Raw genomic sequence first — 10860 nt, 5'->3', positions numbered from 1 at the left:
GATCAGTACAGGCCCCACAGCTCGTAGGTGGCCCACGGTGCGGAGCTGCCCTTGCAGTCGTAGGCCTGCCAGCCGGACGCCACCCCGGCCTTGCCCGCCGCGGCGCAGCTGGAGTACCAGTAGAAGGTCTGGCCGGTGTTGTGCCACGACGCGGCGAGCGCCGGGGTGGCGGTCGCGCCGACGGTCAGTGCGGAGCCCGCGACCACGGCGGCGAGGGCGGCTTTCCTGATTCTCACGATTCCTCCCTGATTACTCTGAGTGGTCGTACGACTGCAGTGTGTGCTCGGAGGGTCTGCGGCCGGTATCCGGGAAACCACGTACGTGCCGGCGCGGCCACGCCGACTTCCGGCCGGATCGAAACTAGGCATTGACAAGATGGCCGTGCGGGGCGAAACTTGACAGTGACAAGTTCAAGGGGGATCGACATGGCACCACTGATGTTCTTGATCGGGGGCACGCTGGCCGGGCTGGTGGCGGGCCGTCTGGGCGTGCGGCGGCTGCGGCGGTGGCCGGTGCCGCTGCGCGCCGGGCTCGCCCTGATGTTCACGGTGACCGGGATCGCGCACTTCGTCGGCATGCGCCAAGAGCTGATCGACATGGTTCCGCCCGCGCTGCCCGCACCGGGGTTCCTGGTGACCGTGACCGGCGTGCTGGAGCTCGCCGGCGCGGCGGGGCTCCTCTGGGGGCGGACCGCGCCGTGGGCCGCGGGCGGGCTCGGCCTGATGCTGGTCGGGATGTTCCCGGCGAACGTGCACCTGGCCCTCAATGGGACGGACATCCCGTGGGACGACCGCCTGGCCCCCAGGACCGCGATGCAGGTGATCTTCCTGGCCGCCGCTCTCGCCGTGGTCGCGCACCACGCGCGGGAGGCACGCCGGGCGCCGGGCGCGGTGGGGGTGGGGCCTGCCGGACGGGCCGCGTCCGCCCTGCCCTCGTCACCGCCCGAACGGGTGTCCCGCCCGGTGTCCTGACCGTGGGCGCGGACGCCTGAACCCGGACACGCCCGGGCCGGCCCGGCCCGGCCCGGGCGTTCGGAGGTGCGACTCCTCGGGTCCGGACGGGGTTCAGTGAGTTTTCATCTGCCGCGACGGGTCCGCCGCCCGCGCCGTCATGGCAGGCCAGAGGGGGGTGGGGCGGGGTCGGACGGCAGCTTCCGACCAAAGGCGGGGGCGCGGCTGGGCAATGCGTGACATTTATTGGGATTTGTTCCAAATGTCACCGTCGCAGTGCCGCCGTTCCCGCCCCGCTCAGGGCGCTCCCGGCCCTGGCAGGGAACGGCCGCAGAAGGGCTCCCCCCGATGCGACGACCGTTCCTGCTCCTGCTACCCGCCGTGCTGGCCGCGGCGCTGATCGGCGTTCCCGCCGCGCCGGCGTCCGCGACCCCGCCCAACATCCCGTCCGCCTCCACCGCCGCGTCCCGGCTGGCCGCGCTCACCGTCGCCGCCGAGTCGCACGCCGGCAGCTACGACCGCGACCTGTTCCCGCACTGGATCACGATCTCCGGGTCGTGCAACACCCGCGAGACCGTCCTCAAGCGGGACGGCCGGAACGTCTCCACCAACTCCTCCTGCTACCCGACGTCCGGCTCCTGGTACTCGCCGTTCGACGGCGCCACGTGGTACGCGGCGTCCGACGTGGACATCGACCACATGGTGCCCCTCGCAGAGGCGTGGGCGTCGGGCGCCTGGGCCTGGTCGACGTCCCGCCGCCAGACCTACGCCAACGACCTCGGCGGCCCCGAGCTGTGGGCCGTCACCGACAACGTCAACCAGGCCAAGGGGCACAAGGACCCCGCCGAATGGCAGCCGCCGCGTTCCGCGTTCCGCTGCACCTACGCCCGCGCCTGGATCCAGGTGAAGTGGTACTACGACCTCACCGTCGACAGTGCCGAGAAGAGCGCCCTCTCGGGGATGCTCGGCACCTGCTGAGTGCGGACACCGCCGCCCCGTTCCCACGCGGGCGGGGCGGCGGGTCCGTCCCGACATGACGGCCGCGCTGCCCGCCGCTCGGTGAATTCTAGAGAAACTCTCTAGAGAGCTTCTCGTGGGACGCTACGCTCCCGTGCCGTGGACGAGGCGCTGAACGTGGTGGTGACGGGTGGGAACCGCGGGGTGGGGCGGGCCGTGGCGGCGGAGGCCGTCCGGCGCGGCCACCGGGTGACGATCATGGCGCGGCGGCCGGACGAGGGACGGGCCGCCGCGCGGGAGATCGGCGCGGAACTCGTCGTCGGGGACCTGTCGAGCCTCCGCACGGCGCGGGCCGCCGCCGGGGAGATCGCCGCGGCGGTCCCCGCGATCGACGCGCTCGTCCACAACGCGGCGGTCTGGCCCAGCCGCCGCGACGTCAACGAGGACGGATACGAGCAGGCGTTCTTCACCAACCATCTCGCGCCGTTCCTGCTGAACCGGCTGCTGGAGCGGCAGCTGCGGCGCGTCGTGCAGGTCAGCGCCGGCCTGTACGTCATGGGGAGGGCAGATCCGGAGCGGACCCCGGCCGGCGCGGACTTCAGCGCCACCAGGACCTACGCCAACACCAAGCTCGCCAACCTGCTGATGGTGCCGCTGTTCGCGGAGAGGTGGAAAGATGCCGGTGTGACGATCGATGCCGTGCACCCGGGCGTCCTGCGGACCGGCCTGGGCGAACGCGGCGGATTCCAAGGACTGCTGCTGCGGACCGTCAAGCGGACGCTCAAGTCCGCCGAGGCAGGCGCCGAGCCCGTGGTGAACCTGCTGACCGCCGAAGGCACCGGCCGGTACTTCCACGGGCGCAAGGAGCAGCGGCTCAAGCCCGTCGCCCGCGACACCGCCCTCGCCCGGCGGCTCTGGGACGACGCCGTGAAGGCCGTCGATGTCGCGTAGGCACCAGGGCACGGACGAGACCGTCGCCCGGGTCCTCGACGCTTGAAGGCACCCCGCATCGCGCGTCTCGTCGCATGGATGGTCCCGCACATCAAGGCGGGTGAGGTGGCCCCGCTCTCGCCCGCGACGATGGAGATGCTCCTCATCGGCCCCGTCGCCGAGACCGCCCGCCGCTGGCTGTCGTGCGACCCCGCCATCGACCTGGACGAGGCCGCCGACGTCCTCCCGCCCCGCATCTGGCGGTCGCTCCAGCCCTGACTCCCTGACTCCCCGGCTCCCGACGAACAGGTGACACATGACCCCTCTGCGTCCCGACGACCCCCGCACGATCGGCCCCTACCGGCTCGGCGCCCGCCTCGGCGAGGGCGGCATGGGCCAGGTGTTCCTGGGGGAGTCGCCCGGCGGACGCCAGGTGGCGGTGAAGCTGATCCGCCCCGAGCACGCAGGCGACGCCCGCTTCCGGGAACGGTTCGCGCGGGAGGTGGAGGCCGCGCGAAGGGTCGGCGGTTTCCACACCGCCCAGGTCGTCGACGCCGATCCCGCAGCCGCGACGCCCTGGATGGCGACCGCGTTCGTCCCGGGCGCGTCCCTGCGCGACGAGGTGATCCGCGGCGGCCCCCTCCCCCCGGACCGGGTGCGGACGCTGGGCGCCGCGCTCGCCGAGGGCCTGGCCGCGATCCACGCGTGCGGGCTGGTGCACCGCGACCTCAAACCCGGCAACGTGATCATTTCGCCGGACGGCCCCCGCATCATCGACTTCGGCATCGCCCGCGCCGCCGACGCGGCGCCCATGACGTCGGACGGCGCGGTCATCGGCACGTACGCGTTCATGGCGCCCGAGCAGGTCCTCGGGGACCAGGCGGAATCGCCGTGCGACGTGTTCGCGCTGGGCTGCGTGCTGGCGTTCGCCGCCACCGGGAGGAGCCCGTTCGACGCGACGACGATCCCGGCGATCGTGCACCGCGTCCTGGAGGAGGAACCGCGGCTCGACGGAGTGGCCGACGATCTGCGGACGCTCGTCACCGCGTGTCTCGCCAAGGACCCGGCGGCCCGCCCGGCGACGTCCGCGATCCTGGAGCACCTCGCCGATCCCGCCGGGAACCCGCTGCCGGACGCCACGGCGCACGCCGCCGTCCCGGCACCGCCCGCCGCTCCCGACGCGCCGACGCGGCTCCGCGGGACGATGGCCGTGACCAAGGCGGAGGGCGTCGGCGACGTGACGTCCCCGAGCACGCCCGGCAGCCGGGTGTCGCGGCGCGCCGTCGTCCTCGGCGCCGCCGGCGCGGCCGCCGCCGCCATGACCGCCGTCCCCGCCGTCCTCCTGCTGCGCGGCGACGGCGACGAGGAGCCCCCGCCCGCGAACGCCGCCGCCCCCGCCCCGGACGCGCCGCTGGCGCCGTTCGCCACGCTCAGCGGCCATGAGGCGGGCATCGAGGAGGTGGCGATCAGCCGGGACGGCCGGTTCGCCGCCAGCGTCTCCCTCAACGACGAGAAGGTGTTCATCTGGGACGTGGGGCGCCGCGCCCGGCACCGGACGCTGCGGGTCGAGGGCGGGGCCGCCGCGGTCGCGTTCAGCCGGGACGGGCGGCGGCTCGCCACCGGGAACATGAGCGCGAGCGCCACGGTGTGGGACGTCGCGACCGGCCGCCGGATCCGCACGTTTCCGGTCGAGGCGTTCAACGTCGGCTCGGTCGACTTCAGCCCGGACGGGCGGATCCTCGCCGCGGGCAACCCCGACGTCAGGCTCTGGGACGTCCGGACCGGCCGGCTCGTCGCCGGGTTCGACAGGGAGGCGTCCGGCGTCCGCTGCGTGCGGTTCAGCCGCGACGGGAAGATCGTCGCCGCCGCCTGCGACGGGGCCGGGGATTCCGGCAACCGCGGTGCCGTGTGGATGTGGAACGCCGCGACCCGCCGCCGCATCGGCGTGCTCCGCAGCCCCGAGGGCGCCATGTCGTCGCTCGCGTTCGCCCCGGACGGCAGGACCGTCGCCACCAGCTGCAAGAGCGCGGAGGTCACGGTGTGGAATGTGGCGTCCGGCAAGATCGTGGCCTCCCTCCCCGGCCACGCCGCCAGGATCACCCAGGTCGCGTTCAGCGCGGACGGCACGCTCGTCAGCGGCAGCCAGGACCGGGAGATCCGGGTGTGGGACGTCGCCGCCCGCCGCGCGACCGCCGTCCTGAGCGGGCTCAACGGCCTCGTCTCGTCGGTCGCGATCAGCGGCGACGGCACGACCGTGGCGGCCGGCAGCGGCGTCTCCGGTGAAACGACCGTGCGACTGTGGAGGCTGCCCTGATGGAGACGCTGCGACGGGGAGATCCCCGGCAGGTCGGCCCGTACCGGCTGGAGGCGCGGCTCGGCGAGGGCGGCATGGGGCAGGTGTTCCTCGGCTCGACGCCCGGCGGCCGGCAGGTGGCGGTGAAGCTGATACGCGCCGAACACGCCGGCAACCCGCAGTTCCGGGCCCGGTTCGCGCGGGAGGTCGACGCCGCCCGCAAGGTCGGCGGCTTCTACACCGCGCAGGTCGTGGACGCCGACCCGGCGGCCGACGAGCCCTGGATGGTGACGGCGTTCGTCCCCGGCCCGTCCCTGCGGGAACTCGTCACCCGCGAGGGACCGCTCGACCCCGGCGGCGTCCGGTCGCTGGGCCGGGGCCTGGTGGAGGGCCTGGCGGCGATCCACGCGTGCGGGCTGGTGCACCGCGACCTCAAACCCGGCAACGTGATCATGTCGCCGGACGGTCCCCGCATCATCGACTTCGGCATCGCCCGCGCCGCCGACGCCTCGACGCTCACCGCCACCGGCGCGGCCGTCGGCACCTTCGCGTACATGGCGCCCGAGCAGATCCGCGCCGACGAGGCCGGCCCGCCCGCGGACGTGTTCGCGCTCGGCTGCGTCCTCGTGTTCGCCGCGACCGGCCGCGGCCCGTTCGACGCCGGCTCCATCCCCGCGATCGTGCACCGCATCACGTCCTCCCCACCCGACCTGGGCGGCATGGACACCGGCCTCCAGGGCGCGATCGTCCCGTGCCTGGCCAAGGATCCGGCCGCACGCCCGCCCCTCCCGCAGATCGGCGCCGGCCTCACCGCCGCGCCCCGCCGCGTCCCCCGCCGCGCGGTCATCGCGGGGGCCGCCGGAGCCGCGGTGGCCGCCATCGCCGCCCCGGCGGCCGTGCTGCTGTGGCCGTCCGGCGAGAGCAAGGCGAAGACCTTCCCGCCCACGCCCCTCGACGTCCCCGGCGCGTCCCGCCTCCTGCCGGGCGGCCCGGTGGACATGTTCGACATCGCTTTCACCCCGGACAGCCGGACGCTCGTCGGAGTCGGGTTCGAGAGCCTCTGGCGCTGGGACCTCACCACCGGAAAGGGCGGCTCCACCGAGGTCGGCGAAGCGCTCAGGGGACGCGACTACGCGGGGCTGAGCGGGGACGCACGGGTCGTCGCCGTCAAGAGCGACGCCGGCATCGAACTCCGGGACGCCGCGACCGGCCGCGTCACCGGCGTCATCAAGGTCGGCGCCGGCTTCTACGCTCTCGGCCTCAGCCACGACGCCGGAAGGGTCGGCACGGCGGGCGCGGGCAAGATCCGGATTCTCGATGCCCGCACGGGCCGGGCCGTCCGCGAGATCGCCTACGGAGAGACCGACCCCACCTCCCTGGAATTCAGCCCGGACGGACGGCTCATCGCGGCCGTGAACCGCTACAGCGGCGGTGTCGCGAACCTCTGGGACACGGCGTCCGGCCGGCCGGCGGGCACGCTGTCGGGCGGCACGACGGAAACCGTGACGTTCTCCCCGGACGGCTCGCTGGCCGCGGGCGTCGACGACGGCAACTGGGCCGTCCATCTCTGGAACGTGGAAGCCGGACAGTCGCCCACCGTTCTCGAGGGCCACGAAGGCGCCGTCCTGAGCCTGGCGTTCAGCCCGGACGGGCGGGTCCTGGCCAGCGGCTCGAAAGACAACTCCGTCCGCCTATGGAACACGCGGACGGCCGAGCCCATCGGCACCCTGAGCGGCCACACCACCGAAGTCTCCACGGTCGCGTTCGCACCCGACGGCACGATGCTCGCCGCCGCCGCGGGCTCCGGAAGCGGAGCGACCCGCCTCTGGAGCTACCGATGAATTCAGTCGCCCCTCGCTCCGGCCGGCGGAGCGGTGAGCGCGTAGATCAGCAGCACGCACAGGGCGATGGTGAGCACCGACCACATGGGAAACGCCTGGAGAAAGGCCAGGTGCCCGATCGCCGCCAGGACGGCCAAGAGCACGCCGGCCGCGCGGGCCCACATCTGGCCCGCCACAACGCCCGCGCCGACCGCGATCTGGACGATGCCCAGCATGAGCCAGATCCAGCCCCAGGCCGTGAAGTCGAACACCAGGATCTGGTTCTCGCCGACGAGGTAATAGTCGTCGTTGAACAGCGCAACCAGTCCGGCGATGACGTTGAACGCGCCGACCACCAGGGCGAGCGTGCCGGCGAAGGTCAGCCACCCCGAGGTGCCTTGGCGCTGCCGCGTTGAGGCAGAGCCGTGGGCCATCTTTGTCGTCATCGAAACCCCCCTCTTGGCGGCCTGGGCCGCCAACTCGGTGACCGAAAGCTCCCCCTTTGCAGGGAGGGTGCAAACCCGGATCAACTGCCTCTTTAAGGGTGATTTGGGAGAACGTGCACCGTTATTAACAGGCAAAAGGGCCGCACAACGGTGCGGCATCGACGCCTTGAGGGTCGGTATGCAGACAATCCGAACACCTCAGTCATAGTCTGACGTAACGTCTTTGACCCTCCGTGACTGAACGATTGCCGATAGCTTTCACCCCCCAAGCCGCACGACACTGCCTGGAGGAGATCATGCAAGCAGGCGTCTACGAATGGCAGAGCGACTTCGCCCTCAAGCACATCGCCGAAGGCAAGATCGAGGGCAAGGTCGAAGGAAAGGTCGAGGGAGAGATCGAGCTGCTCCTCATCGTCCTGGAGTCGCGCGGCTTCACGATCGACGATGACCTTCGCCGCCGTGTCACTTCCTGCCAGGACCTGGAACAGATCCACACCTGGGCCCGGCACGCGGCGACCGCCTCATCCCTCGACGAGATCTTCACCTGACACTTGAGGCCGCCGGGTCCCGGCAGCGTTGCTCATATGACGGCGGCGACGCCTCGGTCTTCGGCTTGGCGGGCGTCGCCGGTCAAAGCCGTATTCCAGAAGGAGCAGGCCGTTCGGTGTGGCCTCGTGGTGGAGCAGGCGGAGGCCGGCCGGGGTGCCCGCGCCGGTCAGCGGCCATCGGCGGGTCCGGAGGACGGCGGCCGGACGACCGTGCGGCGCGTCGGGTCGCCGAGGGTGGCGAACACCCCGTCGAGCTGCGGCGAATAGTGGGGCACGAGGCTAAGGATTGTGTTAGTCGACAGTCGGCATAAGGGCTGAGTGTCGAGCCGCACAGCGTTCCGGTGGTCGGGGCGAGGCGATGGCTCTTTCTCTCGATGGCCTGCCGGGCGGGCCCTAGAGTCGGGGGCCACGCTTGCGAAGGGGAGGTGGCCGGATGGCGGTCGATCCGACCGGTGACGGGATGAAGCGGTATCTCGCCGAAGACCCCGGGGGCCCGGTGGTGATGCTGAACCTGCTGCGCTTCCGTGAGGGCGGGCAGGCGAGCTATGCCCGGTACTCCCGGGTGCTCAGCGAGACGATTCTCAAGCGGTACGGCTCCGAGGTGCTGTTCTACGGCAAGGGCTCGACGGCGCTCGTCGCGGAGGACGGGCGGGGCTGGGACGCCGTCCTCCTCGTGCGCTACCCGTCTCGGGAGGTGTTCTCCCAGATGGTCGCCGATCCCGATTTCCAGGCCGTCGCGCACTTCCGCACGGAGGCGCTGAGCGACGCCGTCCTCCAGGCGACCATCCCCGTCGGCTGACGGTTCATGAAGCGCTGCCGGGTCGTCGCCCGGCCCCGCTGTGCCGCTGAGGGGTCTGGCTCTGCCGGACGTCCTTGATGAACACGAGCCCGTCGATCTCGGTCAGGTGGGCCGGGTCCAGTGAGGCGTAGCCGAACCAGGGCGACACGCGGGCGGCGGGGAGTGTGTCGCCGAGGGCGGCGGCCAGACGGCCGGCGTCGACGACGTAGCGGTCCTCCGGGAGCGCGTACAGGAGCCCTTCGAGGGTGTCCGGTGGCGGGGCGTCCACGCCTTGGTGCCGGATCGTGCCGAGGGCCGTGGCGACGAACGCGTACTCCTCGCCCAGGTGCGAGTTGACGATCGCGCCGGCGCTCCACCATTCCAGCGGCAGGTCGCCCATCCGCATGGAGCTCTTGTCCCGCTGGAGATGGCTGTTGTGGGCGTGGACCAGCGCCGGGCCCCACTCGGTGACGGCGAGGAGGTTGGCGGCCATCATCGAATCCCGCTGGGCGCACATCCGCGTCACGCGGGCCGGGGACGTGTCGGCCATCCAGAAGTGGTAGCCGAGCAGGCCGGTGGCGGTGCGGCCGTACAGGCGCGCCCGGTCCCAGTCGTGCCGCGAGGTCGACGCGATCAGGTGCGGCGTCTGCGCGTCCAGCAGCGCCACCAGGTCGTCGGCGAGTACCCGCAGTTGCCTGGCCTCGGTCGACCGGCCCATGGACTGGGACGGGTCCATCACCGTGGCGGGGTTGGACCATTGGTCGTCGCCGCCGAGGAGGCGGTCGAGCGTTTCCGCGGTGCAGGGGAGCAGGTCCGGCTCCACCTGGGCGGCGAGGTAGCCGTGGAGTGCGGTGAGTGCCTGCCTGGGGCTCGCGGCCCAGTACTCCAGCGGGCCGTCGATGCCCGCGAAGCGCACGTGCTCGGACGCGGGCCGGCCGTCGTTGTGGGCTCGCATCCAGCGCACGAGCTCGCGGTTGCCCGCCTGCTCGCCCCACTCGTGGCTGAAGCCGTGCTCCATGACCTCGTCGAGGGTGCCGGTGCCCGAGGTGACGTAGTCGTCCACGACCAGGCCCATCATGCAGTCGCTCTCGATGGAGATCGACCGGTAGCCCTCCTGCTCGACGAGCTGCCGGAAGAGCTCGTTGCGCAGGTCGAGCAGGGTGTCCTCGCGGTGGGCGGGCTCGCCCAGGGCGAGGAGCCGCGGCCGGGCCGGAAGCAGCCTCATGACGGCGGCGGCTTCGACGGGGTGGGTGCTGTCCTTGATACCGATTGCCATGCCTTCAACGGTATCGTTGAACCTTCGGGTTAAACTTCACCGCGATATCGGCAGGATTATGGGACGAAACCTTCAAAACGGTGTGCGGCTCAGGCCGATCGACCTGGCGCGCGGGCACGGTCTGTCCACGCAGGCGATCCGGAACTATGAGGAGGCCGGCATCCTCCCCGCCGCCGCTCGCACGGCCCACGGCTACCGCACCTATACGCCGCTGCACGCGCAGGCCCTGAGCGCGTTCCTCGCCCTGGTGCCCGGCCATGGCCACCAGACGGCGACGTCGATCATGCGGGCGGTGAACGAGGACGCGGCCGAGGAGGCGTTCCGCCTCATCGACATGAGTCACGCCCAGCTCCTCGACGACCGCCGGACCCTCCGGGCCGTGGAGAGCGCCCTCCGCGACCTGGAGCCCGGCGCGGCGTCCGGGCGCACCACGGCGTCCGAGCGGACCACGGCGTCCGGGCCCGGCGACGCGGCGTCCGAACCCGGTGGCACCTTCATCGGGCCGCTGGCGGACCGGCTCGGAATCCGGCCCGCGACGCTGCGCAAGTGGGAGGGTGCCGGGCTGGTGCGCCCGCGCCGCGACCCGCGGACCGGCTACCGCGTCTACGACGAATCCGACGTGCGGGACGCCCGGCTGGCCCACCAGCTGAGGAGGGGCGGCTACCTGCTGGAGCAGATCGCCCCGCTGATCGCCCAGGTGCGGGCGGCCGGCGGGCTGGAGCCGCTGGAGGCCGCCCTGCGCGACTGGCACGGCCGGCTGTCCGCCCGCGGGCGCGCGATGCTGGCCGGGGCCGCCGAGCTGGACGCCTACCTGCGCGAACGCGGATGACATGCACCTCCGGGCTGCGGCCGGCCTGCCCTG

Annotated in this window: 12 protein-coding genes; 9 read left to right on the top strand and 3 right to left on the bottom strand. The window is 72.4% G+C overall.

Annotated elements, in window-relative coordinates; translation table 11 throughout:
* Nucleotides 1-2: 2 nt before the first annotated feature.
* Complete coding sequence (locus ACGFIS_RS04550; protein ID WP_392900570.1) at nt 3-236, bottom strand: hypothetical protein; 234 nt, start codon at nt 234-236, stop codon at nt 3-5.
* Nucleotides 237-425: 189 nt separating this feature from the next.
* On the opposite strand from ACGFIS_RS04550, the gene ACGFIS_RS04545 reads away from it, so the two are divergent.
* From ACGFIS_RS04545 to ACGFIS_RS04520, 6 genes are all read left to right on the top strand, one after another.
* Complete coding sequence (locus tag ACGFIS_RS04545) at nt 426-971, top strand: DoxX family membrane protein (protein ID WP_392900573.1); 546 nt, start codon at nt 426-428, stop codon at nt 969-971.
* 327 nt (nt 972-1298) lie between these two features.
* The gene (locus ACGFIS_RS04540; RefSeq protein WP_392900576.1) at nt 1299-1928 is read left to right on the top strand and encodes an HNH endonuclease family protein; all 630 of its coding nucleotides are present in this window, start codon (nt 1299-1301) and stop codon (nt 1926-1928) included.
* A gap of 138 nt (nt 1929-2066) precedes the next feature.
* Entirely contained in the window at nt 2067-2858 is a 792-nt protein-coding gene (locus tag ACGFIS_RS04535) for an SDR family NAD(P)-dependent oxidoreductase (RefSeq protein WP_392900579.1), read from the top strand.
* A 78-nt stretch (nt 2859-2936) separates the two neighbouring features.
* Nucleotides 2937-3116, top strand: coding sequence for a hypothetical protein (locus ACGFIS_RS04530; protein ID WP_392900583.1), 180 nt, complete (start codon nt 2937-2939; stop codon nt 3114-3116).
* 37 nt (nt 3117-3153) lie between these two features.
* Nucleotides 3154-5151 (top strand): WD40 repeat domain-containing serine/threonine protein kinase, encoded by a 1998-nt coding sequence (locus ACGFIS_RS04525; protein WP_392969537.1) that lies wholly within the window; start codon nt 3154-3156, stop codon nt 5149-5151.
* Nucleotides 5151-6971 (top strand): WD40 repeat domain-containing serine/threonine protein kinase, encoded by a 1821-nt coding sequence (locus tag ACGFIS_RS04520; RefSeq protein ID WP_392969534.1) that lies wholly within the window; start codon nt 5151-5153, stop codon nt 6969-6971. The genes ACGFIS_RS04525 and ACGFIS_RS04520 overlap by 1 nt, the downstream gene beginning before the upstream one ends.
* A gap of 2 nt (nt 6972-6973) precedes the next feature.
* Here the strand turns inward: ACGFIS_RS04520 and ACGFIS_RS04515 are convergent, their stop codons facing one another.
* A complete protein-coding gene (locus ACGFIS_RS04515; RefSeq protein WP_392969531.1) occupies nt 6974-7396 on the bottom strand; it encodes a hypothetical protein in 423 nt (140 codons plus the stop codon).
* A gap of 296 nt (nt 7397-7692) precedes the next feature.
* Here ACGFIS_RS04515 and ACGFIS_RS04510 point away from each other — a divergent pair, with 296 nt between their 5' ends.
* Both ACGFIS_RS04510 and ACGFIS_RS04505 read left to right on the top strand, forming a co-directional pair.
* Nucleotides 7693-7944 (top strand): hypothetical protein, encoded by a 252-nt coding sequence (locus ACGFIS_RS04510; protein WP_392900595.1) that lies wholly within the window; start codon nt 7693-7695, stop codon nt 7942-7944.
* 433 nt (nt 7945-8377) lie between these two features.
* A complete protein-coding gene (locus tag ACGFIS_RS04505) occupies nt 8378-8743 on the top strand; it encodes a DUF1330 domain-containing protein (RefSeq protein WP_392900598.1) in 366 nt (121 codons plus the stop codon).
* Nucleotides 8744-8747: 4 nt separating this feature from the next.
* Here the strand turns inward: ACGFIS_RS04505 and ACGFIS_RS04500 are convergent, their stop codons facing one another.
* On the bottom strand, nt 8748-9998 hold the full coding sequence (locus ACGFIS_RS04500; protein WP_392969528.1) for an erythromycin esterase family protein: 1251 nt from the start codon (nt 9996-9998) through the stop codon (nt 8748-8750).
* Nucleotides 9999-10056: 58 nt separating this feature from the next.
* Here ACGFIS_RS04500 and ACGFIS_RS04495 point away from each other — a divergent pair, with 58 nt between their 5' ends.
* Nucleotides 10057-10827: a TioE family transcriptional regulator gene (locus tag ACGFIS_RS04495; protein WP_392900604.1), complete on the top strand. Its 771-nt coding sequence runs from the start codon at nt 10057-10059 to the stop codon at nt 10825-10827.
* The last annotated feature ends 33 nt before the right edge of the window (nt 10828-10860 follow it).

This window comes from Spirillospora sp. NPDC048824 (assembly GCF_043198455.1).
Lineage (GTDB): Bacteria > Actinomycetota > Actinomycetes > Streptosporangiales > Streptosporangiaceae > Spirillospora.
Note: the sequence above shows the minus strand (reverse complement) of the source record. Positions and strands in the feature narration are given on the sequence as shown.

Bases quoted from the DNA above. Each gene is read 5' to 3' on its own strand.
- ACGFIS_RS04495 (WP_392900604.1), top strand. From the start codon at position 10,057: ATGGGACGAAACCTTCAAAACGGTGTGCGGCTCAGGCCGATCGACCTG.
- ACGFIS_RS04540 (WP_392900576.1), top strand. From the start codon at position 1,299: ATGCGACGACCGTTCCTGCTCCTGCTACCCGCCGTGCTGGCCGCGGCG.
- ACGFIS_RS04505 (WP_392900598.1), top strand. From the start codon at position 8,378: ATGGCGGTCGATCCGACCGGTGACGGGATGAAGCGGTATCTCGCCGAA.
- ACGFIS_RS04530 (WP_392900583.1), top strand. From the start codon at position 2,937: ATGGTCCCGCACATCAAGGCGGGTGAGGTGGCCCCGCTCTCGCCCGCG.
- ACGFIS_RS04545 (WP_392900573.1), top strand. From the start codon at position 426: ATGGCACCACTGATGTTCTTGATCGGGGGCACGCTGGCCGGGCTGGTG.
- ACGFIS_RS04500 (WP_392969528.1), bottom strand. From the start codon at position 9,998: ATGGCAATCGGTATCAAGGACAGCACCCACCCCGTCGAAGCCGCCGCC.
- ACGFIS_RS04510 (WP_392900595.1), top strand. From the start codon at position 7,693: ATGCAAGCAGGCGTCTACGAATGGCAGAGCGACTTCGCCCTCAAGCAC.
- ACGFIS_RS04525 (WP_392969537.1), top strand. From the start codon at position 3,154: ATGACCCCTCTGCGTCCCGACGACCCCCGCACGATCGGCCCCTACCGG.
- ACGFIS_RS04520 (WP_392969534.1), top strand. From the start codon at position 5,151: ATGGAGACGCTGCGACGGGGAGATCCCCGGCAGGTCGGCCCGTACCGG.
- ACGFIS_RS04515 (WP_392969531.1), bottom strand. From the start codon at position 7,396: ATGACGACAAAGATGGCCCACGGCTCTGCCTCAACGCGGCAGCGCCAA.